The 26291-nt window shown below is 49.5% G+C and carries 24 protein-coding genes and 1 tRNA gene; 11 read left to right on the forward strand and 14 right to left on the reverse strand.

Features of this window, described 5'->3' with window-relative positions; genetic code table 11:
- Positions 1-68: 68 nt before the first annotated feature.
- The 6 genes from NBZ79_RS01665 to NBZ79_RS01690 all read left to right on the forward strand — a co-directional run bounded on the left by NBZ79_RS01665 (position 69) and on the right by NBZ79_RS01690 (position 6658).
- Complete coding sequence (locus NBZ79_RS01665) at positions 69-629, forward strand: F0F1 ATP synthase subunit delta (RefSeq protein WP_251934850.1); 561 nt, start codon at positions 69-71, stop codon at positions 627-629.
- Positions 629-2158 (forward strand): F0F1 ATP synthase subunit alpha, encoded by a 1530-nt coding sequence (gene atpA, locus NBZ79_RS01670; RefSeq protein ID WP_251934852.1) that lies wholly within the window; start codon positions 629-631, stop codon positions 2156-2158. The genes NBZ79_RS01665 and atpA overlap by 1 nt, the downstream gene beginning before the upstream one ends.
- 31 nt (positions 2159-2189) lie before the next feature.
- Positions 2190-3068, forward strand: coding sequence for a F0F1 ATP synthase subunit gamma (locus tag NBZ79_RS01675; protein ID WP_251934854.1), 879 nt, complete (start codon positions 2190-2192; stop codon positions 3066-3068).
- Between the two features lie 51 nt (positions 3069-3119).
- Complete coding sequence (gene atpD, locus NBZ79_RS01680; protein ID WP_251934856.1) at positions 3120-4541, forward strand: F0F1 ATP synthase subunit beta; 1422 nt, start codon at positions 3120-3122, stop codon at positions 4539-4541.
- Positions 4542-4568: 27 nt separating this feature from the next.
- Positions 4569-4970 carry a F0F1 ATP synthase subunit epsilon gene (locus NBZ79_RS01685; RefSeq protein ID WP_251934858.1) on the forward strand — a complete coding sequence of 134 codons (402 nt, stop codon included), beginning with the start codon at positions 4569-4571 and terminating at the stop codon, positions 4968-4970.
- A gap of 248 nt (positions 4971-5218) precedes the next feature.
- A complete protein-coding gene (locus tag NBZ79_RS01690) occupies positions 5219-6658 on the forward strand; it encodes a sensor histidine kinase (protein ID WP_251934860.1) in 1440 nt (479 codons plus the stop codon).
- A gap of 17 nt (positions 6659-6675) precedes the next feature.
- On the opposite strand, the gene NBZ79_RS01695 is transcribed toward NBZ79_RS01690, so the two are convergent.
- The 14 genes from NBZ79_RS01695 to rplU form a co-directional block, all read right to left on the reverse strand.
- Positions 6676-8136 carry a PilZ domain-containing protein gene (locus NBZ79_RS01695; protein ID WP_251934862.1) on the reverse strand — a complete coding sequence of 487 codons (1461 nt, stop codon included), beginning with the start codon at positions 8134-8136 and terminating at the stop codon, positions 6676-6678.
- A gap of 337 nt (positions 8137-8473) precedes the next feature.
- Complete coding sequence (locus NBZ79_RS01700) at positions 8474-8953, reverse strand: RNA pyrophosphohydrolase (protein WP_251934864.1); 480 nt, start codon at positions 8951-8953, stop codon at positions 8474-8476.
- Positions 8950-10773, reverse strand: a complete 1824-nt coding sequence (locus NBZ79_RS01705) for a divergent polysaccharide deacetylase family protein (RefSeq protein ID WP_251934865.1) — start codon at positions 10771-10773, stop codon at positions 8950-8952. The genes NBZ79_RS01700 and NBZ79_RS01705 overlap by 4 nt, the downstream gene beginning before the upstream one ends.
- A 133-nt stretch (positions 10774-10906) precedes the next feature.
- Entirely contained in the window at positions 10907-12208 is a 1302-nt protein-coding gene (locus tag NBZ79_RS01710; protein WP_251934866.1) for a S41 family peptidase, read from the reverse strand.
- Complete coding sequence (locus NBZ79_RS01715) at positions 12208-13590, reverse strand: murein hydrolase activator EnvC family protein (RefSeq protein WP_251934867.1); 1383 nt, start codon at positions 13588-13590, stop codon at positions 12208-12210. The genes NBZ79_RS01710 and NBZ79_RS01715 overlap by 1 nt, the downstream gene beginning before the upstream one ends.
- Positions 13565-15145 carry a 2,3-bisphosphoglycerate-independent phosphoglycerate mutase gene (gene gpmI, locus NBZ79_RS01720; protein ID WP_251934868.1) on the reverse strand — a complete coding sequence of 527 codons (1581 nt, stop codon included), beginning with the start codon at positions 15143-15145 and terminating at the stop codon, positions 13565-13567. Before gpmI ends, NBZ79_RS01715 begins: the two co-directional genes overlap by 26 nt.
- Before the next feature lie 41 nt (positions 15146-15186).
- Positions 15187-15645, reverse strand: a complete 459-nt coding sequence (gene rlmH / locus NBZ79_RS01725) for a 23S rRNA (pseudouridine(1915)-N(3))-methyltransferase RlmH (protein ID WP_251934869.1) — start codon at positions 15643-15645, stop codon at positions 15187-15189.
- A 40-nt stretch (positions 15646-15685) separates the two neighbouring features.
- Entirely contained in the window at positions 15686-16045 is a 360-nt protein-coding gene (rsfS, locus tag NBZ79_RS01730) for a ribosome silencing factor (protein WP_251934870.1), read from the reverse strand.
- Positions 16046-16118: 73 nt separating this feature from the next.
- Positions 16119-16724, reverse strand: coding sequence for a nicotinate (nicotinamide) nucleotide adenylyltransferase (gene nadD, locus NBZ79_RS01735; RefSeq protein WP_251934871.1), 606 nt, complete (start codon positions 16722-16724; stop codon positions 16119-16121).
- Positions 16725-16732: 8 nt separating this feature from the next.
- Positions 16733-18019 carry a glutamate-5-semialdehyde dehydrogenase gene (locus NBZ79_RS01740; protein ID WP_251934872.1) on the reverse strand — a complete coding sequence of 429 codons (1287 nt, stop codon included), beginning with the start codon at positions 18017-18019 and terminating at the stop codon, positions 16733-16735.
- A gap of 19 nt (positions 18020-18038) precedes the next feature.
- Positions 18039-19163 carry a glutamate 5-kinase gene (proB, locus tag NBZ79_RS01745; protein ID WP_251934873.1) on the reverse strand — a complete coding sequence of 375 codons (1125 nt, stop codon included), beginning with the start codon at positions 19161-19163 and terminating at the stop codon, positions 18039-18041.
- Entirely contained in the window at positions 19151-20215 is a 1065-nt protein-coding gene (gene obgE / locus NBZ79_RS01750; RefSeq protein WP_251934875.1) for a GTPase ObgE, read from the reverse strand. The genes proB and obgE overlap by 13 nt, the downstream gene beginning before the upstream one ends.
- 117 nt (positions 20216-20332) lie before the next feature.
- Complete coding sequence (gene rpmA / locus NBZ79_RS01755; protein WP_251934877.1) at positions 20333-20590, reverse strand: 50S ribosomal protein L27; 258 nt, start codon at positions 20588-20590, stop codon at positions 20333-20335.
- A gap of 5 nt (positions 20591-20595) precedes the next feature.
- Complete coding sequence (rplU, locus tag NBZ79_RS19600; RefSeq protein ID WP_338056127.1) at positions 20596-21138, reverse strand: 50S ribosomal protein L21; 543 nt, start codon at positions 21136-21138, stop codon at positions 20596-20598.
- 241 nt (positions 21139-21379) lie between these two features.
- On the opposite strand from rplU, the gene NBZ79_RS01765 reads away from it, so the two are divergent.
- The 5 genes from NBZ79_RS01765 (at position 21380) to cydB (ending at position 26173) form a co-directional block, all read left to right on the forward strand.
- A tRNA-Ser gene (locus NBZ79_RS01765) sits at positions 21380-21469 on the forward strand.
- Between the two features lie 213 nt (positions 21470-21682).
- Complete coding sequence (locus NBZ79_RS01770) at positions 21683-22915, forward strand: MFS transporter (RefSeq protein WP_251934879.1); 1233 nt, start codon at positions 21683-21685, stop codon at positions 22913-22915.
- Between the two features lie 98 nt (positions 22916-23013).
- Positions 23014-23625, forward strand: coding sequence for a DsbA family protein (locus NBZ79_RS01775; RefSeq protein WP_251934881.1), 612 nt, complete (start codon positions 23014-23016; stop codon positions 23623-23625).
- Between the two features lie 126 nt (positions 23626-23751).
- Positions 23752-25149, forward strand: a complete 1398-nt coding sequence (locus tag NBZ79_RS01780) for a cytochrome ubiquinol oxidase subunit I (RefSeq protein WP_274706844.1) — start codon at positions 23752-23754, stop codon at positions 25147-25149.
- 13 nt (positions 25150-25162) lie between these two features.
- Complete coding sequence (cydB, locus tag NBZ79_RS01785) at positions 25163-26173, forward strand: cytochrome d ubiquinol oxidase subunit II (RefSeq protein ID WP_251934883.1); 1011 nt, start codon at positions 25163-25165, stop codon at positions 26171-26173.
- Positions 26174-26291: the final 118 nt, after the last annotated feature.

Consider the following 26291-nt stretch of genomic DNA (forward strand, 5'->3'; position numbering starts at 1 on the left):
AAGTTTGGTGATTAAAAGTTTTTGTCCGGCGCAATTCGCGTCTTTTTTTCAGGCTTGGGGATCGTTCCTTGTCAGCTGAGAACATAACAGTTTCCGGTATTTCGGGTCGTTATGCGACAGCCCTGTTTGATTTGTCTTCTGAAGCGAAGCAGTTCGATACAGTGGCGGCAGATTTGACCACGATAAAATCGATGATGGCGGAGAGCGATGATCTCGTCCGTCTCGTTCGCAGTCCACTTATCAGCCGTGATGATCAGGCAAAGGCCATGGCGGCCGTACTTGAAAAATTGGGTGTAAGTGATCTCGTTCGTCGTTTTGTTGGCACAGTCGCCCAGAACCGTCGTCTTTTCGCTCTGCCGGACATGATAGATGATTTTGGTAAATTGCTTGCTGCAGAACGCGGTGAGGTAGTTGCCAAGGTAATTTCCGCCAAGAAGCTGAGTGATAGTCAGTTAGAAGCTATTTCATCGGCTCTTAAATCCGCCATCAAAAGCGATGTCAGCCTTGAGGCGGATGTGGATGATAGCCTGATTGGGGGCTTAATAGTAAAAGTTGGTTCACGTATGGTCGATAGCTCGATCCGAACCAAGCTTCAGAATCTCAAGTTTGCGATGAAAGGGGTTGGGTGATGGACATCCGCGCCGCAGAAATATCCGAAATTCTTAAACAACAGATTGCTGGTTTCGACACGCAAGCTGAAGTCTCAGAAGTTGGCCAAGTGCTTTCCGTTGGTGACGGTGTTGCCCGCGTATATGGTCTTGACAATATTCAGGCCGGTGAAATGGTCGAATTTCCAGGAGGAATTAAGGGTCTTGCCCTGAACCTGGAAACTGACAATGTCGGTGTTGTTATCTTTGGTTCCGACCGAGACATCCGCGAAGGCGATACGGTTAAACGTACCGGCGCCATTGTCGAAACAAGTGTCGGCAAGGGACTTCTTGGTCGTGTCGTTGATGGGTTGGGTAACCCGATCGATGGCAAGGGACCGATTGTCGATGCTGAATCTCGTCGGGTGGATGTAAAGGCTCCTGGTATTATGCCTCGTAAGTCGGTTCATGAACCGATGATGACAGGTCTGAAAGCCATTGACAGCCTTGTGCCTGTTGGGCGCGGACAACGTGAGTTGATTATTGGCGACCGCCAGACCGGTAAAACAGCTGTTGCTGTGGACGCTATCCTCAATCAAAAATCCGTAAATGCCGGTGACGATGAAAGCAAAAAGCTATATTGCGTTTATGTCGTGATCGGGCAGAAGCGGTCAACGGTTGCGCAGGTGGTGAAAACTCTCGAAGAAAACGGCGCCATGGAATATTCCATCGTTGTTGCTGCGACGGCGTCAGATCCTGCACCGCTTCAGTATCTTGCCCCCTTTACCGGTTGCGCGATGGCTGAATTCTTCCGTGACAACGGCATGCATTCCCTGATTATTTATGATGATCTTTCAAAGCAGGCGGTGGCCTATCGCCAGATGTCCCTATTGCTTCGTCGCCCACCTGGACGCGAAGCGTATCCTGGTGATGTTTTCTACCTTCATTCACGTCTTTTGGAACGTTCAGCTAAGTTGAACGAAGATAATGGCTCCGGTTCAATGACAGCACTGCCGGTTATTGAAACCCAGGCAGGTGACGTGTCCGCTTATATCCCGACAAACGTGATTTCGATTACGGATGGCCAGATCTTCCTTGAAACAGAATTATTCTACCAAGGTATCCGTCCCGCGATTAACGTTGGTCTTTCCGTGTCTCGTGTGGGTTCCTCCGCGCAGACGAAAGCCATGAAACAGGTTGCGGGTAGTATTAAGCTGGAATTGGCGCAGTATCGTGAAATGGCGGCCTTTGCTCAGTTCGGTTCAGATCTTGATGCGGCAACGCAGCAGTTGCTTGCCCGCGGTGCCCGGCTAACTGAGCTGTTGAAGCAGCCGCAGTATAGCCCGTTGACGATGGACGAGCAGGTTATTGTTATCTTCTCCGGTGTACGAGGCTATCTTGATCGTATCGAAGTGTCGCAAATCGGAGATTTCGAAAAACAACTTCTGTCAGAAATGCATGCGAAGCATCAGGATCTTCTGGATACAATCCTGAGCGAAGAAGCATTATCTTCAGAATCTGAAACGAAGCTTAAAGACATTCTTGAAAGCTTTTCAACGACATTTGCGTAAAGCCTGAGCGTAGGGAAGGGGCAGCCTAAATATGGCCAACCTTAAAGAACTCAAAAATCGGATCACAAGTGTCACTTCGACGCAGAAGATCACCAAGGCCATGAAAATGGTGGCGGCGGCAAAATTGCGTCATGCAGAAGAGGCGGCGAATGCCGCGCGTCCTTACGCAGAGCGGATGGATGGCATGATGGCGGCTCTGGCGACTGGCATGGTCGGCAGAGATGACGCGCCGAAGCTGCTTTCGGGTACTGGCTCAGACCAGCGGCATTTGATTGTTGTTGCGACGGGCGAGCGTGGCCTATGCGGTGGATTTAACAGCTCCATCTCCAAGGCGGCGGCCCTAAAGGCTGAGAGTCTGATGTCACAGGGCAAGGATGTTAAACTCCTGTGTGTTGGGAAAAAAGGCCGGGATGCGTTAAAGCGCAAGTACGGTCATATGATAATTGATCTGGTGGACCTGTCAGGTTCGAAAAGAATTGGATTTGCGGATGCGCAGCCAATTGCTCAGAACCTTCTTGCTATGTTTGATGGCGGCGAGTTCGATGTCTGTACCGTATTCTACGCAAAATTTGTATCGGTATTGACCCAGGATGTTACCGAACAGCAAATCATTCCAGCGTCTGTGCCGGAAGCATCAAATGATGAATCCAATGACATTGTTTATGAATATGAGCCGGACGAGGCAGAAATTCTAGCTGATTTGCTTCCGCGGAATTTGTCGGTTCAGGTTTTCCGGGCTTTGCTTGAAAATTCTGCATCTGAACAAGGCGCGAGAATGTCGGCAATGGAAAATGCAACGAGAAACGCAGGGGACATGATCGATCGATTGACCTTGCAATATAACCGTGAGCGTCAGGCGGCGATCACGAGTGAACTAATTGAAATTATCTCCGGTGCGGAAGCAGTTTAGTCTTTCACATCGATTTTTAAGAACAGAAGTGACCCTGTAGGGAGCATGAAAATGGCGAATAGTGTCGGCAAAATAACACAGGTACTCGGTGCCGTGGTGGACGTACAATTTAATGGCGAGCTGCCAAATATCTTGAACGCTCTGCATTGTGATAACCATGGAAACCGGCTGGTTCTGGAAGTTGCACAGCATTTGGGCGAGAATACCGTGCGTACCATTGCTATGGACGCTACAGAAGGTCTGGTTCGTGGCCAGGATGTAACCGATACAGGCGATGCCATTAGCATGCCGGTTGGACCAAAAACGCTTGGCCGGATCATGAACGTTGTTGGTGAGCCCGTTGATGAACGTGGGCCGATTGAAGTTGAAAGCTATTCACCTATCCATGCGGATGCCCCGGACTTTGCGGATCAATCTACCGAGGCGGAAATCCTCGTAACCGGCATTAAGGTTGTCGATCTTCTCGCACCATACGCTAAGGGCGGTAAAATTGGCCTGTTCGGCGGTGCCGGTGTTGGTAAAACCGTTTTGATCATGGAACTGATTAACAACGTGGCAATGGGCCATGGTGGATATTCGGTGTTTGCCGGTGTCGGTGAGCGGACACGTGAAGGAAATGACCTTTACTATGAGATGATCGAAGGCGGTATTATCGATCTGGAAGGCGATAAGTCTAAAGTGGCCTTGGTCTATGGTCAGATGAACGAACCTCCTGGAGCACGTATGCGGGTGGCGTTGTCTGGTTTGACGCAAGCTGAATATTTCCGTGACGTTGAAGGCCAGGACGTGTTGTTCTTTATCGATAACATTTTCCGCTTTACTCAGGCCGGATCAGAAGTATCTGCACTATTGGGTCGTATTCCTTCTGCCGTGGGCTATCAGCCTACATTGGCCACTGATATGGGTGCCTTGCAGGAGCGCATTACATCGACCAATAAAGGGTCTATTACTTCGGTTCAGGCTATTTACGTTCCTGCCGATGACCTGACGGACCCTGCGCCTGCGACATCGTTTGCTCATTTGGATGCAACGACCGTTCTTTCACGTCAGATCGCCGAGCTGGGTATTTATCCTGCGGTTGATCCACTGGATTCCACCTCTCGTATGCTGGATCCGGCTGTTGTTGGTGATCGTCATTATGGTATCGCGCGCCAGGTTCAGGAAACGTTGCAGACTTACAAATCCCTGCAGGATATTATTGCTATCTTGGGCATGGACGAACTGTCAGAGGAAGATAAGCTGATTGTGGCGCGGGCGCGTAAGATTCAGCGTTTCCTCAGCCAACCGTTCCATGTAGCGGAAGTCTTTACAGGATCTCCAGGTAAGTTCGTTAAGCTGGAAGACACAATCGACGCTTTCGAAAAAATCTGTGCAGGCGAGTATGATGAACTTCCAGAGGCCGCCTTCTACATGTGTGGTGGTATCGAGGAAGTCATTGAAAAAGCGAAAAATCTGGCCGCAGAAGCTGCTTAAGCGCTGCTGGCTGAAGGAGTGCGATGAATGGTCGATATGATTACCATGGACCTAGTGTCACCGGAAAAGTTACTGCTGTCTGCTGATTTCGAGATGGTTGTTGTCCCTGGTGCCGAGGGGGACTTTGCAGTTCTTGCCGGGCATTCTCCGGTGACGTCCTCATTGCGTCCGGGGGTCATCAGCATTTATGAGAATGATGTCGAGAAAGACCGCATTTTTGTAAATGGCGGCTTTGTCGAAGTGTCAAATGATAAGCTGACCGTACTGGCAGAAGAAGCAATTTATATTGCTGATCTTAATCGCGCGGATCTTGAGCAACGGATTCAGAATGCGACGGAAGATGAGGAAGACGCGAAAGACGACGAAGTTCGCCGCCGAGCAGCGGAGAATAAGGACCATTTGCAGCAACTGCTTGATGCAATCGGATAAGTTCTTTTAAAATGTCGATTAATTAGAGGCTTTTTTAAGCCTCTTTTTTTTTCGAACTATCCGGCCCTATCGCGCTGCCATGAAGAAATATGGTCTAATATCCACATGAATCATTGTTAATACATGAATAGTACGAGGTAACAGTCTGTCAAATTAAGGGTTTATTTACCTATAATAGTTACTCTGTCCGCTAGTTTCGAAAGAATTTTGGGATAATTTTCTCTAGCGAGTATGTGAGTAAAGACGGGATGACAATCTCCAAGCGGATCTCCGAACATTTTGGTTTCGGTGATTTTACAATCAACCTTTTCTCGTTACGGTTTACGGACAGTGATGAAGAGAGGCGGCATAACAGGGCAGAGTTGAAGAAATCTCTCCCCGTCATGCGGCTTGCGTTGGGTGCCGCGCTTCCCCTCTATATGGCTTTCGCAATTCTAGATTATTACTCTGTTCCTGAAGTCTTTGCAGAAGCAATGTTTTTACGGTTCGGCATTGCTGCGCCGATCCTGCTCATTTCCATTCTTCTGACATTTAGCTCTGTCGCCAGTCGATATGCGCAGGCAATTTTTGCATTCTGCATGTTTACATGTGGAGCCATTATTCTCTTGCTGATCGCTTTGGCGGACCCTGTTGGCGTATCTAGTTACTATGCTGGTATTGTCTTCGTCATGATCTATTGTTGCTGTATTCCGCCGGTTCGGTTTCTCTGGGCGACTATGAATATCGTTATTTTCATGATCGCTTACCAGTTTATCGTAATTTACTATAATCCGTTACGGGGTGAAGTTCTGATACAGACAGAGTTTTTCTTCGTTTGCTCTGCCCTGTTGAGTATGTTTGCAAGTTACATTCAGGAGTTTGCTCGCCGCAGGGATTTCGTCAACATGCGGCTTTTGGAAGCTGAAAGATCTCGTTCTGTCGAGCTCGCAGACAAGGCGCAAGCGGCAAACCACGCAAAATCTGAGTTTTTGGCAATTATGTCTCACGAACTCCGGACACCACTAAATGCCATTATTGGGTTCTCAGAAATTCTTGAAAAGGAAATGTTCGGGCCACTTGGAAAAGATCAATATAAGGAATATTCAAAAGACATCAATGTAAGCGGGCAGCATCTTCTCAGTATCATCAATGACATATTGGATTTGTCGAAAGCTGAAGCAGGTAAGTTGGTTTTACAAGAAAATCCGGTGTCAATTGTTGAAATCGTAAATTCCACTCTTCGCATTGTCAGAGATCATGCGGCTGAGCGTGGTGTGCGTTTGGCTTTTGATGTGCCGCCGCATGACAACATGCTGACAGGCGATCCGCGGCTTCTTGCACAGGTATTTCTGAACCTGTTCTCCAATGCTGTAAAATTTACACATAAGGGCGGGTCCGTAACGATCAGTTTTGAGAATGAGGAGGATGGCGGTCTTTGGATTTATATCCAAGACACCGGAATTGGCATTGATCCGAAGGATCTGGATAAAGTATTTGCTCCGTTTGTTCAAATTGAAAGCGCCATGGCACGCAACTATGAAGGAACCGGGTTGGGGCTTCCACTGTCAAAAAATATTATGGAGCTTCATAGCGGGTCTATTACTTTGGCCAGCAGCCTTGGTGAAGGTACAACAGCAATTGTCAAGTTCCCCAAGGAACGTGTGATTGCTCCCAGTCTCCAAGACCCACAATTACAGGCGCGTGGATAAGCCTTTAGTATTCTTCGCTACTCAGGCTTAGTGACCAGTAGAAGATGGCAATGTCCAGTAACATCTGCGAGGACTTCGCGTTTTGCTTCAGGCTCTATTTTATCTGCCATCGCAAGCATTTCGTCTTCGGTGCGATATTCCAATTTCCAATCTGTTACATAATCCAACAGCCATTCAAGACTGTCTTCTGAATGTCGCATATTGCCGACAATTATGGTGCCGCCTGGCTTGAGTTTTCCATATAGACCGGTGACAAACCGGTTGGCCTGTCGTGCAGAAAGATAATCTACCAGCCCTACGGAATACACCAGATCTTGTAACCCCAGCTTTCCAACAAGTTTTCCTGCAGAAAGGAATTGCACGAACGACGTATGCAGACAATTAACTTTCGCCTGTCCATTCAGTCGAGCGACTTCTGGGAATGAATTTTCGTAGGCATATGTCAGTGCTTCGTGATCCTGATCAATCAGCGTAAAACTCACAGGGAGCGGTAGGACGTCGGCTTTTAAAAAGTTTCTCACTTCCTGAGCTGGGCCACAGCCGAGACTTGCAACATCAAAGGAACTTTTGCCTCTTTCCGCCGCAAGAGCGGTCAATCTGGCAATGGCTTGACGTACCATCGTCATCCGAAATGAAATAACCTCTCCGGACGAGTAGCCGAGTTTATGACAGAATTTCTCATATGCAGTCTCGCCGAGAAGCGAAATATTGTAGAAATAGTTCATAACCTGAAAATCACCAGGATAGCCCAGTGGCTTGGTGTAGGAGCGATTCCAGAGTTTCCCAGCCATTAGCTCAGGCATCAAGGTTGCTTCGGTATATCGTTTGACTGCATTGACAATTTTTGGGTCATGGCGGATCTCGCACACGATTTTATTGCCTTGTTTATAAAATTCTTTCCAACGCGCAAACGCTATTTTCTCGCAATCAATTACGGTATCGCGAATTCGTTCATCGCGACGCGGCATATCGGGGGACAGTTCTGCTTCTATTTCTTCGAGTGTTGTCCGAGCGGATCTTAGTAAAAAGATGGCGTCGCTAATGAGCTGTTTATATTCGCCAGGAACGAGCTCTGTCGTATCCTGCATACCGGCTTGGATGGATTTTTGAAGAGAGATTTCGTCGTGACGCCTCAGGATTTTCTTGATATCAAGATAACCCTTCGTGAATTCCAGTGCTACGATCTGCTGGCTTTTCAACGGCTCAATGCGTCGGATCGTACCACGGCCCGCAAATATTTCGGTGGAATCCAACTTCAAGCTAAGAGGAACGTCTTTATTCAATTCATCTAGCCAAGACGTACTTTGTGGGCTTACAAAACTGATGCCACTCATACTAACATCTAGCAAATCGAATGATTTATCTTGGACGTCTACTACAGGTGAGATGCTGCTCATAAGAGTTTTTGCATCAAAGCGCTCGGCTCGGTAGAAAATACGTCTACCTTCCCCACCTGTAAGCTCTTCGTAATGTTTCATGTCACGCTCACTAAACGATTACAGTAATCAAATTAATACACTAAAAATAGCACATCTCATTTACCGCTCAGAAGATTTCGAATATTTTTTCAAAATAACGAAAAACCAACCAAGTGGTCCCCAATAGTCAAATTGTTAACCATATTTATTAACTATAAAATTTAGTTACCGTTAACAATTGGTTAAGATTATAGGCTCAACTTAAAAGGAAAGACAACAAGTTAAGTCTAAATCCGCCATTACTATTTTGCTATACAAGATATTGGGGGCATTTGTCGCAAAACTACTGGATTTAACAAATTGTTGTATTGTGCGATATGAATTATTTTGTCTGTTTCTAGAAAAACGGTGAAAATTTGGTGACAATGGTTTCATAAATGTCACGCTTGAAAGGGACAATCTCGGAAACAAGGTTTTCCGGGGGTGACCATTTCCATTCAGCGAATTCAGCATGTTTTGTCGCAATATTGATGTCCGAATTCTCTCCGAGAAACCGAAAAAGAAACCATTTTTGTTTTTGACCTCTGTATTTTCCTTTCCAGACTTTACCGACTAGGTCTTCAGGAAGGTCATATTCGATCCACTCCTGTAAGCTGTGTAGAAGTTCAACTTGTTGAGTACCAATTTCTTCCATAAGTTCCCGCAGCGCTGCATCAAGCGGCTGTTCCCCCGGGTCGATACCGCCTTGAGGCATCTGCCAATATTGCGATACCATATCAATCCGTCGCCCAACAAAAACATGGTTGTGCTTGTTAATCACCATCATGCCAGCACAGGGCCGATACGGGAGTTGAGAGGCGGTGTTGGCGGTTGTCATTTAATATCCTGTCTATTTACAAGCGCAGAAACCGGTGCCAATACAATCCCCTTATTTTCCAGAGATGCTGTCCAGGCTGCCAAGCGTTCCAAAGTGGCTGGATAGGGGTATCCAATGCCGATGGCAGAACCAGATTTCAGCGCGATATTTTCGAGCTCGGCTAGGCGCGCATCAAGTGTTTCAGAATCCGCCCGATGGTCTAGAAATCGATTGTTCAGCGCGACGGGAATGGAAAGCTCTTTGGCGATTTTCGCCGCGACACTATTGCTGGCGGTGCGACTGTCAACATAGAGAAGATCTTTCTCTTTGAGGACGGCTAGGACAGGTTCCATATGCTCCCGGGAAGCCGTGAATTTTGAACCCATTTGATTTGTCAGACCAGCATAGCCGGAAAATCGGTTGAGGCTCCAATTGAGCCGTTCCGAATTTTCAGCAGGTGTCAGGCTCGTCAGCAAAGCGCGAGGGCCAGGGTCGGTTTTCGGATAGCCCACAGGTTCCATCGGTAGCTGCAACAGGACCTCATGACCCTTCGCTCGCGATTTATCGATCCAACTCTGCAATCGTTGGCCATAAGGATTGAAGGCCAGGGTAACTGCGGCGGGAAGTTGATCAATTGCGGCTGTCGTACCAGCTTTGCTGATGCCCATCTCGCTGATTATAATCGCGATCCGCGGTCGGTTTTTTGAATCCTCGAACGGTTCCGCATTAGCCTGCCAGAGCGGTTTGCCTGTAATTGGTAGCGTCAGAACCACGGGTTCGACAGGAGGAGAAACAGCTTCTGGCTCGAGATCAGCTGGTTTCACTTCATCGACGACAGGTGGCGCCATAACTGTATAGGACGGCTGCGAAGGGGGCAGGACCAGGGCCAGCTCAACAGTACCCTCAATGGGAAGAGTTGGTGCCTCTTCAAGCCATTCGGGAGTTTCCGCCTTAATTCCTTCTATTTCTGGAACCAGCTGTTTCGCCTCATTGTCAGGTGAAGCTTCCACGATTTCTTCGGTGTTTTCGAGGTCGGAAGAATACTCTGGAGCAACTGTGTTTTCCGGTGTATCCAGCATAACAGCATCTGTCGGAGCAATATCGGCAACAACAATATCCGGGCCTGCCTCAGTTGGAGTAATTATTGCTGGGTCAGTGGTTTCTACGGCTGTAACGACCTCATCTATTGCCACAGAAACCAATTCCTCTGCCGCCGGTACAGCTGGCAGCTCATTATTGGTACCGGTCTCGGAAACGACAGGCGTGCCGGCGGCGGGCTCGACATTTAATATTTCCCGCATTTCCTCTGCCGGGATAGCAGCTTCATTCTTGCTGATTGTTTCGGGGTGCTCGACAACGGTTTCTGTGACTCCCCGCCCGTCCGCTATTGCTGGGTTGCGCTCGACGGTTTTCGGTATTTCCAGGGGTAATGGATCGAGAATGGCAACTAATTCAGTGTCCTTCTGCGCGGGTTTTGCTGCCGCTACCTCGGCTGTATCAGCGGGAGTGACTTCAGGTGGTTGGGCCGCCAAAACCCCCGGATCTACAACTTTCTCAAGCGGGTCAGTAGCGGGTGTGGGCGTAACTTTTGCCGTTGCTACCGAGGCCAGTGGCTTTTGAGCGGTGCCATCAGTCTCATCTTCTGCACTCTGCATTTCTTTCTGATTGGCGGATGCTGTCTTTTCGGCGGCGGGAATAACCTGGTCAGGAAGGACTAGGGGAGTGCCAATTGCCGCTAGCGCAGAGATCGTTTTTGGCGAAAATTCGCCCTCATGATTTAGATAGACCCAGGCGCTTCCGCCAATGACGGCAAGCATTAGAGCTATGGAAAAAACGAACAAAACCGACACCCTGTTGCGGGGGGCCGGTTTTGATAAGCGGTGTTCTTTTACATTTCGCACGACAATCGAGCCTTTTTAACCAGACGTTGGCCCGATCGCATTGTGCATGACAAATTTCAGGCCGATAGGCAGATTATCCTTTTTTGGCATCTTTTGTAGCAAATAGCCAGACGCCTTTTAACAAATCCTTCGCCCGCAATAACTGGTAATCCAGATTTTCAGCTGGTGCGTCATTTGCGTTGGCGGCTGGATCGGTTTTGGCGTCACCTTCATTGCCATTTTCAAGGTGGTTCCGAAGATCGGCTTCTGCCCGGCGCCCATTTTGCTTCAGAACTTCCAGCTTAGCTTGTTCAACCTCAATATCCGGTGTAATTCCTTTGGCCTGGATAGAGGTCCCGGAGGGTGTATAGTACCGGGCCGTTGTCATCCGCATTGCCCCCTTACCTTGCAAGGGAACAATTGTTTGAACGGACCCTTTACCAAAGCTTTTAGTACCAAGAATTACCGCACGGCCGTGATCTTGCAATGCGCCCGCAACGATTTCCGATGCGCTCGCCGAGCCACCATTAATCAAAACAATGACCGGTTTTCCTTCGGCAATATCGTCAGATTTTGCATTATAGCGCTGGGCGTCATTTGCATCGCGACCCCTTGTGGAGACAATTTCACCTTTTTCAAGAAAAGCATCGGAGACGGCAATAGCCTGATCTAGCAACCCACCTGGGTTATTTCTCAAATCCAAGACTATTCCCTTAAAGTCCCCACCAGCTTCGTCTTTTAGTTTTTGCACAGCTTTGCGCAGGCCTTTGTCCGTTTGCTCGGTAAAGCTCGAGACACGGACATACAGAATATCTTCATCCTCCACACGTCCGCGAACTGATTGTACTGTAATGATGGCTCGTGTGATTACAATTTCGAGTGGTTCTTTTTCGCCTTCCCGGCGAACGGTCAGCGCAAGATCCGTATCGACCAATCCGCGCATCCTTTCAACAGCTTCGGAAAGCGTCAGGCCCATAACAGCTTCACCGTCCAAATGCGTAATATAGTCGCCCGCCTTGATCCCCGCTTTTGATGCGGGTGTGTCGTCAATGGGGGAGACGACTTTTACCAGGCCATTTTCCATAGTGACTTCGATGCCCAAACCGCCAAATTTACCGCGGGTCTGAACTTTCATGCCGTCATAATTTTTCGGATTCAGGTAGCTTGAATGCGGATCCAGAGAACTAAGCATGCCGTTAATGGCTGCTTCAATAAGCTCTGCGTCATCGACTTCCTCTACATAGTCTTCGCGGATTTTAGCAAACACGTCACCAAACAGGTTCAGTTGCTGATATGTTTCTGAACTGGCCTCTACGCGCTTATCCGGCGTCGCAATGATGGCAATTGACAATATGACAACTGATACTGCCAATACACCCGTTACAACATGTCTCATTATCCGCTTACCTTTCTATTGTTCGCCATTAACCAGGGCCCTGGATTGATAGGCGAACCTTTACTCCTAAGTTCCATATAGAGTTTTGGTTTCTCTTTACTACTTTTTTTCATTTGCCCTACCGGCTCTCCTGCAAGAAGAAGTTGTCCGACAGCGCCTTCAATAGATCCTAATCCCGCCAACAGCGTATGAAATCCATCTCCATGATCAATGATCAGTAACAGGCCGTAATGTCGAAAAGGCCCTGCGAAGGCAATCTGTCCATCAAATGGAGAAATAACGGCGGCCTCCGGTCTGCTCTCAATTACGATCCCTTTTTGCTGTCCTGCTTTCTTGGATTCATTGTAGTTTGAAACTATCCTACCGCCAACAGGTAAAGGAAGTGTGCCTTTCGCTTCGCGAAACCGCTTACCAATTCCCGCTCGCGCCACCTGAACAGGCTTTTCCTTGATTACTTGTTTCTTTTCAACAGGTTCTGAAGCAGCAACGGCCGCTTCCGGGGTCTGCTGTTTTTCGGCTTTCGCCAATGCATCTGCTTTTTCTCTTTGCTTTTTCAGCTCTGCTTCTTTGCGGGAGATTTCCTGCTGCAGTCGTTTTTCTTCCGCAGCCTTGGCTTTTCGCCGATCCTGCGCCAATTTTTCCATTAACGCCGTTGTGCTACGGACATTCGCCGTCAGTTCGTTCAGGCGTTTCTGTTCCTTGTTACGAACACCCGCAAGTTTGCTTTGCGCTGATTTCTTTGCCGCGATCAATTGGTCGAGGGATTTTTGCTCAATTAGTCTGATTTTCCTTAGATTTTCAAACTCGGCTTTCTCTCGAGAATAATCTGCACGGAGGTTCTCCAACGCTTTCAGTTGCTGCGCAAGCTGATCTGCATCGTCTTTGAGAGTTGGAATAATATTGCGAAGGAGTGCGGAAGTACGCAGGCTATCAATCAGGCCGGTCGGGTTTCCAATTATTGTCCCTTCAGGCTGCCGACTTAAATTGACCAGGGCTGATAGAGTTGCGGCCAATTCTTCATTTCGCTTTGATAAATCGTCAAGTGTATCATCTTCGACCTGTTTGATGTCCGCTAGTCGCTGTTCCACATCTACCAGGTTCTGATCAAGGGATGTGAGCGTCTTCGCGGCGGTAACCAACTTTGCTTTCAAGCCAATAATTTCGGCATCCAGGTTATTCAATTGGCGGGTAAAGGTCTCGTTTCGATTGGAAGATGATGCGAGAGCTTTTTGTAACGCTTTCAAATCATCTTGGGTCGTGTTGGCTATACTGATGGTTGGCGCCAGTAGCAGGCACATAAGGCATAAATACAATGAAACGGCAGAAAACAAGCCGTTACGTGTAAAACAGCTGAAACTAGGACGCAGCACGTTTATAGTCATTTCCTTCCGCACCGATAGCAAGATTATGTCCCGTCATTTCGGCAGGTGCTGTAATATTTAAAAAATGTAGGAGTGTCGGCGCGATATCGGCCAGCGTTCCATTATTAAGCTGAGTGATACCGCTTCCTGCGGCAAGTACAAACGGAACAAGATTTGTTGTATGGGCCGTATGAGGCTTTTCCGTTTCCGGATCACGCATCAATTCAATATTTCCATGATCCGCCGTGATCAGCATTGTGCCCGAAGCATCGGCCACGGCATCCCTCAAGCGGCCGATGCAGCCATCAATAGTTTCAACTGCCTTAATGGCCGCCGGCATGACACCTGTATGGCCAACCATATCTGGGTTAGCAAAATTTACGACGATGAGATCGAAGGACCCCGATTGTATTGCAGCAATAAGTTTGTCCTCCACTTCCGGTGCCGACATTTCAGGTTTCAGATCATATGTTGCAACTTTCGGGCTTGGTACGAGAATGCGTTCCTCACCGGAATACACGCGCTCTTCCCCGCCGTTCAGGAAAAACGTCACATGGGCATATTTTTCTGTTTCGGCGATACGAAGTTGCGTGCGGCCAGCTCGCGACACTATCTCTCCCAATGTGTTGTTTACCTGCACGGGCGGGAAGAGGGCGGGAATGAAACCAGCAAGGGCCGCCGAATACTCGACCATCCCCTTTATGGATGCGAGCTGGGGGCGGTGTCCGCGGTCAAATCCGTCAAAATCCGGTTCTACTATCGCGCTGAGCAGTTCGCGTGCTCTATCTGCACGGAAATTCGCACAAATGATTCCATCGCCATCCTGAATGCCAGTAAAATCTTTCTGGACCAACGGTTTAATGAATTCGTCGGTTTCTTCTTTATCATAAGCCGCTCGAACTGCGGTGACGGGGTCGCTGAAGGACGTGCCCTTGCCGGAAAACAGAGCTTCGTAGGCTATCTGGATCCGATCCCAGTTTGTATCCCGATCCATGGCAAAATATCGACCGCATAGGGTGGCTATGGATGTATTTTTTAATCCGGAAATGTCAGAGGTGATTTGTGCTACGAAATCCGCACCGCTCGTTGGTGGGGTATCCCGACCGTCCATAAATCCATGAATTCGCACTGGAATATCTGCATTATCAAGTATCTGCGCGACAGCCGCCATATGATCCTGGTGAGAATGAACTCCACCAGGTGACAGCAGGCCGGCCAGATGGCAAATGCCACCTGTTGCTCGGAGTTTCACAATAAGGTCAAGAAGTTCCGGATTTGCGGCAAGCGTGCCGGTCTCTATTTCCTCATTGATCCTTGGCAGGTCCTGAAGCACAACGCGCCCACTGCCGATGGTCATGTGACCGACTTCTGAATTCCCCATTTGACCGTCGGGTAATCCAACATCCAATCCAGAAGTTCCCAGCAGGCTTTTTGGCCGTGTTTCCAGCATGTGATCCCAATTGGGCGTCTGACCCTGCGCGATGGCATTATCGATCACTTTGTCACTATGGCCCCACCCGTCCAGAATACAAAGCAGGACAGGCCCATTTGGCTGTGTTTTTACGTCGTTTGTCATGATGTCTTTATAGTACTGTTAGGTTTAAGATTCTATTAGTTTCATGCCCGATGATAGGGATGATTTGCGAGAATTGACGACGCCCGGTAGAGCTGCTCGGCCAGAAGGCCGCGTACCATCAAATGTGGCCAGGTCATCGGGCCCAGAGAAAGGAGGCGATCAGCAGCTTTCAGGGTTGAAGGATCATGACCCTCAGCTCCACCAATCAAAAACGCTACATTCTGCGCTCCCGTGTCGGCATATTGCTCCAGTAGTTGTGCAAATTCAACGCTTGTGAACGCTTTCCCCGTTTCATGTAGGACGACCAAGCGGGCATTATCGGGAACTGCCTTCATCAGCAGTTCGGCCTCTCTAACTTTCCGTTGAGCGCCTTTCAAGGGGCGTTTTTCTTCAACTTCCTTCAGCTCAACGGGCCAGGGCAATCGACTGGCATACTCACTATATAATGCGGGCAAGGGACCGCCCCGAAACCTGCCGACACTGGCAATGGTAAGGCGCATAAAGCCCTCCTGAACGTTACCGCTTATTCGAAGCTGATGACTAGTTCGTCATTTCCATGGGGAAATCCGGAGACCAGATTTTCTCCAGGTTGTAGAAATCCCGCACTTCCGGACGGAACAGGTGGATGATGACATCACCGGCGTCGACCAGAATCCAGTCTCCGTTGGTTTTGCCCTCTATCCGCACCGAACCGAAACCTTCTTCTTTGATACGCGTGCGTAAATGGTCCGCCATCGCGCCCACCTGACGGGAGGAGCGGCCATTGGCGATAATCATATAATCTGCGAAGGAGGTTTTACCGGAGAGATCGATAGAAACAAGTTCTTCCGCTTTGTCATCATTGAGTGTGTCTTCAACGAGGTCGCGGAGTTTAGCAACTACAGCTTTGTTAGCATTCATAATAGGGGTCAATTATTCTCCATAAATGTGATCATGAAACATGCCTACATTGTTAATTTGGGTATTTTTTGGTTCAAGAGCAAGTATTACCTGCTCTGTCACGGAAATTTCTTATATGTGTACTGCTTATTTTGTGTGCCGTTTGCGATACAAAAACCCAGCAGGGAGGGGGAGAGGAAGCGAAATGGGGTATCGGTTTACCCTCTGCTGCTGGAAAAAGACGATACTCGCGGAATTTTTGGGCGATTGGACCATTTAGTGCCTGATATGTATAGCCAGGTCGGTTGAAAACAGCGATGGGAACTGTGTCCATAATGTTCTCCCATCGGTACCATTTGGGGAACTGCACAAGGTTGTCCGCGCCCATAAGCCAGACAAATTGGCAATCGGGGTACGATTCTATCAATTTTGGTAACATTTTTGCCGTGCGCGGCTCGTTAATTCTGGTCTCAAAGTCTGATACTTTGATATTCGGGTGTTTCGCAATTTTCTTTGCGCCTGCCATCCTGTCCCGAAAATCACCCATGCCATCGCTGGTTTTCAGTGGATTTTGCGGAGAAACCAACCACCAGACCTCATCCAGCGCAAGAAGCCGCAAGGCGGTCAGGCTGATATCCCGATGTCCCTGATGGGCTGGGTTGAAGGAGCCACCCAGAATTCCAATTTTTCGTGGCCGCATATGAGCTATCAGGGCCGGATCTGGCCAGTCCCTTTAACAATATATTTGAAGCTGGTGAGCTGCTCGACGCCCACTGGGCCACGTGCATGCATTTTGCCCGTTGAGATACCGATTTCAGCGCCCATGCCAAATTCGCCGCCATCCGCAAATTGCGTCGAGGCATTCTGCAGTAATATCGCACTATCAACAACGTCCATGAAAGTTTTTGCCGCGGCTGCATTCTCGGTGATGATACAATCCGTATGGTGGGATCCATAATGCTCAATATGGTCCAAAGCAGCCTGTATATTTTCAACTGTCTTAATAGACAGGATTGGTTCCAGATACTCTGTTTGCCAATCTGCTTCAGTTGCACTGATGACACGTTTATCCATTGCCATGACGTGATCGTCACCGCGAATTTCGCAGCCTGCATTGAACAGTGTATCAAGAATAGCCGGCAGCTGATTTGCGGCGACGGATTTATGCACCAACAATGTTTCAAGCGCACCACAGACACTGACGCGGCGCATTTTGGAATTAAGGACAATGTCCAATGCCTTGGCAGCGTCAGAATATTCATCAATATATATATGAACAAGCCCATCCAGATGGGAGAAAACAGGGATCCGGCTTTCAGTCTGCACCCGTTCGATCAGCTTATAGCTACCGCGGGGAACGATTACATCAACATATTCCGACAGCGTTAGTAGTTCACCGACTGCGGCCCGGTCCGTGGTCGGAATCATTTGAATGGCATCGGCGGGCAGACCCGCGCCGACCAGACCTTCTTGCAAACAGGACCAGATGGCCCGGCTGGAATGATAACTTTCAGAGCCACCGCGTAATATACAGGCATTTCCAGCTTTCAGGCAGAGGCTGCCCGCGTCCGCTGTTACGTTGGGGCGGGATTCATAAATTATACCAATTACACCGAGAGGAACCCGAACTCGTGATATTGCAAGGCCGTTAGGCCGATCCCACTCGGCCATGATATCGCCGACCGGGTCAGGTAGATCCGCAATCGCATCCAAACCTGACGCCATGGCGCCAATCCGGTCTTCGGTCAGTTCCAGCCGGTCCAGCATGGCCGCAGAAATGCCTTTTTCCCTGGCAGCCGTCATGTCAGTTGAATTGGCAGCTAGTATTTCCGCGGATCGATCGCGCATTGCTGTTGCTGCTTTGCGGAGCGCAGAATTCTTGGCATCCGTTGACGCCATTGCGAGGGATTTGGCAGCATTTTTTGCGCGGCGCCCCAGATCCTGCATCATGCTGGCGATGGTATCATTCTCGCTCAAGTTTGAATGTACGGTCATATTTTTTCCAATTTGCCCATTAGTTTAATGCAAGTTCATCGCGGTGTATCATTTCATCCCGACCAGAATAGCCTAGAATCTCGGTGATCTCACCACTTTTATGACCACATATGCGGGCGGCATCAGCCGAAGAATAGGCGACAAGGCCACGTCCGAGTTCTATGCCCCCAGCATTCATAACCGTCACCAGATCACCACGTTCGAATCTGCCCTCTACTTTCGTAACGCCCGCGGGCAACAGACTTTTCCCCAAACCCAGGGCCTTTTCGGCACCGGTATCGACAAAAATGCGCCCTTGCGATGTCAGACTGGCAGCAATCCATTTTTTGCGGGCTTTACGCGGCGTATCATGGGCGAGGAAACAAGTTGTGTTTGCGCCGTTCTCTATTGCCGACATCGGATGAGCAATCGTGCCGCTGGCAATAAACATGTTGCAGCCCGCTGCCATGGCAATTTGTGCGGCTTTGAGTTTTGTGATCATGCCGCCGCTGCCCACTTCTGTACGGGATATACCAGCCATGGCCATGATTTCGTCGTTAAGCTCTGTTACTTCGGGGATCAGGGCTGCATGATCGTTCCTATTCGGATCGCAGTCATATAAGCCATCGATATCACTGAGCAGTACGAGACAATCTGCACTGATCATCTGGGCGACGCGGGCGGCCAGGCGATCATTGTCGCCATAGCGAATTTCGCTGGTGGCCACCGTATCATTTTCATTGACCACCGGAATAGCACCGAGCCCGAGCAGGGTGGCGATGGTACTCCGCGCATTTAAATAGCGTCGGCGTTCCTCCGTGTCGGAGGGGGTCAGAAGAATTTGTGCGACTTGCAAGTTCTGTAACGCAAGAATTTCCTGATAAGCGTGAGCCAGTTGGATTTGGCCAGCCGCAGCCGCGGCCTGGCTTGCCTCCAGTTTGAGGGAGCCATTGGGTAGACCCAGCACATGCCGTCCCATGGCGATGGACCCACTGGACACAATGAGCACTTCCTGACCACGATCGCGCATTTTAGAAATGTCCTCGCTGAGCGCCTTCAGCCAGTCGCGGCGAATTCGTCCAGTTTCGCCATCCACAAGCAGTGCTGAACCGATTTTGATCACAACCCGCCGGGCTTTGGTAAGTCGGGTAATCAGGGCTGCCATGTTTCAGGCTCTTCGCCGGCGAGGCGTTTTTCAGTGGCGATAATTTCAGCTTCTTCTTCTTTTTTACTCTCGTCGATAATCTTCTGGAGTGAAAAAAGCAATTCTTCGACATTGTCGCCGACCACGGCTGATATGGTCTGAACGGATTTACCCGACGCTTTTTCAAGGGCGGCCTTCTTTTCCTCTATTTCCTCGTCATAGAGGGAATCGATTTTGTTCAGGACAAGAATCTCTTCTTTTTCGGCGAGTTCCTGTGCATAGGCTTCCAGTTCGCCGCGGATCGTTTTATAGGCACCAACGACATCTTCCTCTGTGCCATCCACTAAATGCAGCAGAACACGACATCTTTCCACATGTCCGAGAAACCGATGGCCGAGGCCAATGCCCTCAGATGCGCCTTCAATAAGGCCGGGAATGTCGGCCAGGACAAATTCCCGTGCGCCGACGCCAACAACGCCAAGCTGCGGGACAAGCGTGGTAAAGGGATAATCGGCAATTTTCGGTTTTGCCCGACTTGTTACACTCAGAAATGTAGACTTGCCGGCATTGGGTAATCCAACAAGGCCGGCATCGGCGATCAATTTCAATCGTAGCCATACCCAGCGTTCTTCCCCAGGCCAGCCGGGTTCAATTTTGCGCGGCGCGCGATTAGTTGAGGTTTTAAACGCCGCGTTGCCGCGACCCCCGTCCCCGCCCTTGCAAAGGACATGGCTCTGACCGATTTTGGTGAAATCCATGATCAGCGTTTTATTGTCTTCTTCAAAAACCTGCGTTCCGACAGGAACTTTAAGGATCATATCACTTGCCGCTGCTCCGCTGCGATCCCGCCCCATGCCATGGGCGCCGCTTTTGGCTTTGAAATGTTGCTGATAGCGGTAATCGATAAGCGTATTAAGGCCATCAACGCATTCAATGACAATGGAGCCGCCCCGGCCGCCATCCCCGCCATTCGGACCGCCAAATTCAATAAATTTTTCCCGCCGGAAACTGAGGGCACCGGGCCCGCCGTTGCCGGAGCGTAAAAATACTTTTGCCTGATCCAGAAATTTCATAAAACTGCCTACCGAAATGCCACCGGAGCGACCCCCGAAGACTATAGTCAAAAACAAAAAAAGGGGAATGGCCGGACCATTCCCCTTCTTCAATCTCTTAGCCGTGTAACGCGGGCGTTATGCCTGCTGCTCTACGGATACATAGATCTTTCCGCCACTCTTTTTGGTAAACTTAACATTACCTTCAGTAACGGCGAAGATGGTGTGATCCTTGCCTAGTCCAACATTCTCTCCCGGGTACCATTTGGTGCCGCGCTGGCGCAGAATGATGTTGCCAGAAATAACTTTTTCGCCACCATATTTCTTGATGCCGAGACGACGACCTGCTGAGTCGCGACCGTTACGGGATGAACCGCCAGCTTTTTTATGTGCCATCTAAACTACTCCTTGGTTTTCTTTGGCGCCGCCTTTTTAGGCGCTGCCTTTTTCGGTGCCGCTTTTTCTGCCTTAGGGGCCGCCGCTTTTTTCGGGGCCGCTGCTGTCTTCGGTGCTGTTTTCTTCGGCGCAGCCTTTTTAGCTTCAGTTTTTTCTGCAGCCGGAGCCTCTGCCTTCTTGGCAGGAGCTGCTTTCTTAGGAGCGGCTTTCTTAGGAGCGGCTTTCTTGGCACCCTTGGCAGAAATATCCGTGATCCGCAGAACCGTCAAATCCTGGCGATGGCCAGCTTTACGGCGATAGTTCTGACGGCGTTTTTTCTTGAAGACAACAATTTTGTCTGCGCGAGCCTGCTCCAGCAGAGTGGCGGAAACAACCGCACCTTCCAAAATTGGCGAACCAACAGACAAAGCGCCGTCGTCGCCTGCGATGGCCAGGACCTGGTCCAACTGTACATTGTCACCGGTTTCGCCTGAGAGGCGCTCTACCTTGATGACATCGTCTTTGGCGACTTTATATTGCTTGCCGCCGGTTTTGATCACTGCAAACATGGCTGATCCGTTTCGAACATAATGAATGGGCCGCCAAGACTGATTTCCTCGCGTACCTCAATTGAAGGGCGCAATATATCCATGAGACCTGCGAAGTCAACAGGATTCAAGCGGCTTTCGAAAGTTTTTGGACCATTCTGTACTTGCGCTGCCAAAACCCTTGCAGTAAAAGCCGCCATTCAGTGTTTTAGGGGCTGTAAACACCTATATACAGGATTAAGGGCGCGGCGCCCTTTTATGCGGTCGGTTGGCAGAGTGGCTGAATGCGCTGGTCTCGAAAACCGGTAAGGGTGCAAGCCCTTCGAGAGTTCGAATCTCTCACCGACCGCCATTTGCTTAGCTCCGGCGACTTTCCAATAGGCTTGAATAGATGTGAATCCCATTGTTTTTCAAGAAAACCCGTTTTCCATGAGGCACACTATTGGATCATAGAAATTTACATGCGTGATGAATATCAAGCGGTCTAGATAATTTACGAAGTCGTTTGCTATGACATTGACGGACGTACTACAGTGGTCAAAAAATAAGAAAAAATGGAAAACCCATGTCAAGCTTCCGGGCTTTAAGGCCAGTCCTGCCCATACTTATTGCGGCATCCCTAATGCTAACACTTAGTTTTGGGTTCCGGCAAAGCCTGGGTATTTTCATGCCCTCCCTCACGCGTGAGATTGCGGTTACTGTTACGGATTTTACCTTTGCCATCGCCATGCAAAATCTCGTCTGGGGTCTGTGCCAACCGTTGGCCGGCATCCTGGCAGATCGTTGGGGATTTAGGCCTGTCATGATCACTGGGGTCGTTTTCTACATTATTGGGCTTACAAGCCTGGCCAGTGCGGATGGTGTTTTTATGGTGATACTGGGCGCGGGCATTTGTGTAGGTGTGGCCATGGCGTGCGCCTCCTTCGCCATGACAATGTCTGTAACATCAAGGCTGGTTCCTGTGTCGATCCGCAGTACAGCCCTGGGCATTGTATCTGCCGTTGGATCGCTTGGTGTCATGGTGACAGCACCGCTGGGGCAATTTCTTGTCTCATCCTTTGACTGGCGAATTGCACTTTTCGGCTTCGCTTTGCTTGCTGTGCTTGCGCTCCCAGCAGCCTGGATAGCCGGGCGCGTGGACAAAGAGGCACCGCTTGAGCTCTCCTCTGACAATTCTGACAGATTGCCGGCAGGGGCTGCGATTGCAAAGGCTTTTCAGAACGCGCCCTTTCTGGTTATGGCGACTGCCTATTTTGTTTGTGGCATGCAGCTTGTTTTTCTGACCACACATCTTCCTTCCTATTTACAGATTTGTGGCATGGATCCGATGCTGGGCGCGTCAGCTATCGGTATAATCGGCGGTTTCAATGTTGTGGGGAGCCTGTTCTTCGGGTGGGCGGGAGGCCGGTGGCCAAAGCTGGTTCTCTTGGGGATAATCTATTGCTCCCGCTCTATTGTGCTCGCCTGCTACTTCATTCTGCCGCCAACCCCGGAAACAACAATTCTGTTTGCCGCATTGATGGGTTTCCTGTGGTTGGGTGTCTCCCCCCTTGTTGCTGGATCCGTTATTGAGATGTTCGGATTGCGGTGGCAAGCGATGTTGCAGGGTTTCGCTTTTTTCAGTCACCAGATGGGCAGTTTTCTGGGGGCCTTTGGTGGTGGATGGCTATTTGATAAGTTCGGCTCCTATGACCTCGCGTTGCAAATTGGAGTCAGCCTGGGCTTGCTTGCCGGTGCCGTTCAAATTCTGTTTGCCTTGTACAGGCCTCCTGTAAACCCGATCGCCGCTCAAGGATGAACGTCCTGTCTTCTGCTAGAGGAGGCAAGGGTTCTCTTAGATCTGGCATTTATGCAGGCCATCTGCGAGACTATTATAAAAATACGGAGTGCTAAATCGTGAGTAAATTGCAAGTCATTCACTATACGGATTACAAAAGCCCCTATGCCTATTTGGCAGTGGAGGCCGCGTATGCCTTGGAAGAGGATTTTGACTTGGAAGTCATATGGCGTCCATACACCCTTGATATTGAATCCTTCGCCGGCTCTGTTGAAAACCGGAACCCCGTACAATGGCGCAAGGTGAAATATGCATATATGGACATGCGGAGATTCGCTACGAAACGGGATCTAATTATCAAGGGACCGCGCAAGGTATACGACTCGCATCCGGCCACGATCGGCATGCTGTTTGCGCAGGATCAGGGGCGAGAGATTTTCCGCAACTATAATGATGCCGTCTTCTATCGGTTTTGGAACCATATAGTAGAAGTAGATGATGTTGGCGCCATGGAAGCGATCCTGATGGAATCTGGGGCAGATGTTCGCGGTTATCGGGCGTTTTTGAAAGGCGAGGGCCGCAAACGGCATGATGACATAAAATGTGACGCGGAAAAGCAAGGTGTCTTTGGTGTTCCTTCGTTTTTGTTCGAAGGGGAGCAATTCTGGGGATACGACCGGATTGATCTGCTGCGGGAGCGGATAGCGGAGGCGTCAGGCCTGATGAGCTGATGTTGGTTTCGAATTGTTCTCATGCGGCGCCATATCGGATAAATTGTCGCAGGCCTCTGAATATAAATGACATTTTTTCGTAATTTGCTAGATTAGCCTCGCACTTAGTCAGCGGGGTACAACAGCATGTTCGATATCAGCGCAATCGATTTGGCGCGGATGCAGTTCGCTTTTACAGTTTCTTTTCACATTATATTTCCAGCCTTTTCCATTGGTCTTGCCAGTTACCTTGCCGTGCTGGAAGGATTGTGGCTGTGGAAAAAGGACGTCACCTATTTAAACGCCTTCAATTTCTGGAAAACCATTTTTGCGGTTGGCTTTGGTATGGGTGTCGTATCGGGCATCGTAATGGCGTATCAGTTTGGAACGAACTGGGCTGTCTTTTCCGACAAGGCGGGGCCGGTGATCGGGCCGCTTATGGGTTATGAAGTTCTGTCAGCCTTTTTTCTAGAGGCGGGTTTTCTGGGCGTGATGCTGTTTGGTCAGAAGAAGGTTGGACCCAAGCTCCACTACTTCGCAACCCTGATGGTCGCGGTCGGGACCCTGTTCTCAGCGTTCTGGATCTTATCGGTTAATTCCTGGATGCAAACACCGGCCGGATACGTGATGAACGACGCGGGCCAGTTTGTTCCGGACGACTGGATTGAAGTCATCTTTAATCCGTCATTTCCGTATCGGTTTGTTCATATGGTTCTGGCAGCGTATTTGACCACGGCTTTTGTTGTTGGCGCTGTTGCCGCATATCATCTGCTGAAAAACAACACCGACAAAGCGGCGCGTGTAATGTTTTCGATGGCGATGTGGATGGCGGCGTTGGTAACCCCGATCCAGATGGTTGCGGGCGATCAGCAGGGCTTGAACACCCTCAAGCATCAGCCCGCTAAGATCGCGGCAATAGAAGGCCATTATGAGGATTATAGGGGCGCGCCTCTAGTGCTATTCGGGATCCCGGATGACGAAAAGGAAGAGCTTCTTTATCCCATAGAGATCCCAAAACTGGGATCCCTCCTGCTCACCCATTCATGGGAGGGAGAATTGCGGGGACTGAAATCATTTCCCAAGGAAGACAGACCAAATTCTTTTATCGTTTTCTGGACATTTAGAGTGATGGTGGCCATGGGAATGGTTATGTTGATTGTCGGCATATGGAGTCTGGTCCGTCGAGTTCAAGGTAGACTCTATGACGACCGCTGGCTGGCGCGCGCGGCTATTGTCGCCGGTCCGACCGGTTTCATTGCCGTATTATGTGGCTGGGTGACAACAGAAGTCGGGCGCCAGCCCTGGACGGTGTATGGCGCCTTGCGGACAGCGGAAAGCGTCTCTCCGATAAATGCCGCCGAAGTCGCGACATCACTCCTGGCATTTATCGTTGTGTATTTCGTGCTGTTCGGGATGGGTGTCTTTTATATGTTGCGGCTGATGTCAAAAACGCCTGATGGGGATACGGACCATGAAACCTCCAGCCTTAAGCGCGCTTCAGGCCTTACCGGAGCACCGTCAACTCTGGACCATTCTGGCCACTGAGGAGGATTAGGATATGGAGTTTGATTTACCTCTCATATGGGCTGCAATAATCGCCTTCGCAATTTTGGCATATGTTGCGCTTGATGGTTTCGATCTTGGTGTCGGGATCATGTTTCCCTTCGTCTCTGAAAAAACGGATCATCGAGACATGATGATGAATTCGGTGGCACCAATCTGGGATGGGAATGAAACCTGGCTGGTCCTTGGTGGTGGTGGCCTGTTTGCCGTATTTCCTCTGGCGTATGCTGTTGTAATGCCGGCTCTTTATGCGCCAATCATTGCTATGTTATTGGGTTTGATATTCCGCGGTGTTGCATTTGAGTTTCGCTGGCGCGCGTCTCAGAAAAACCGAATCTGGTGGGATCGTTCCTTTGCCTTTGGGTCAATTCTGGCAACGTTTGCACAAGGTGTTTGTCTGGGCGCTCTTATTCAAGGTATCCATGTGGTTGATCGCAGTTATGCGGGCGGATCGTTTGACTGGCTGTCGCCATTCTCCCTTTTGACCGGATTCGCCTTGATCGTTGGATATGTCCTGTTGGGCTCTACCTGGCTGGTTATGAAAACGGAAGGTGACCTGCAAACCATCGCGCGGAAATTTGCGCAAAGGTCCGGCGTACTGATACTGGTCCTTATTGGGGCCGTGAGCTTCGCAACGCCGTTCTTGCACCCGGATTATTTTACTCGATGGTTCGAAGGACCCAGCCTAATATTTTCCGTATTGGTTCCATTTTTTCTAGCGATCTGCGCTGGCATTCTGTTTATCGGGTTACGGCGCAAACAAGAAATTCGCCCGTTTCTCGCGGCCCATGGCATATTTATTCTGTGCTATATCGGTATTGGGATTACTTTCTATCCCTATATGGTCCCTCCCAGTTTAACCATTTGGGCTGCCGCGGCCCCGGAAAAAAGCTTGCTCTTCCTTCTGGTGGGAACCCTGGTTTTGGTGCCAATGATACTTGCTTATACAATTCACGCCTATTGGGTCTTTCGTGGCAAGGTTGATACATCCGGTGGCTATCATTGATGTCGGTGACAGTGAAAAGAACACTGTGGTTTATTGGCTTGTGGCTAGCAGGTGTCCTGGTCGTTGGGTCGGTTGCTTACGGGTTGCGATTGGTTTTGTTACCATAGTTTGACATCAA

The organism is Sneathiella marina, from assembly GCF_023746535.1.
GTDB lineage: Bacteria > Pseudomonadota > Alphaproteobacteria > Sneathiellales > Sneathiellaceae > Sneathiella > Sneathiella marina.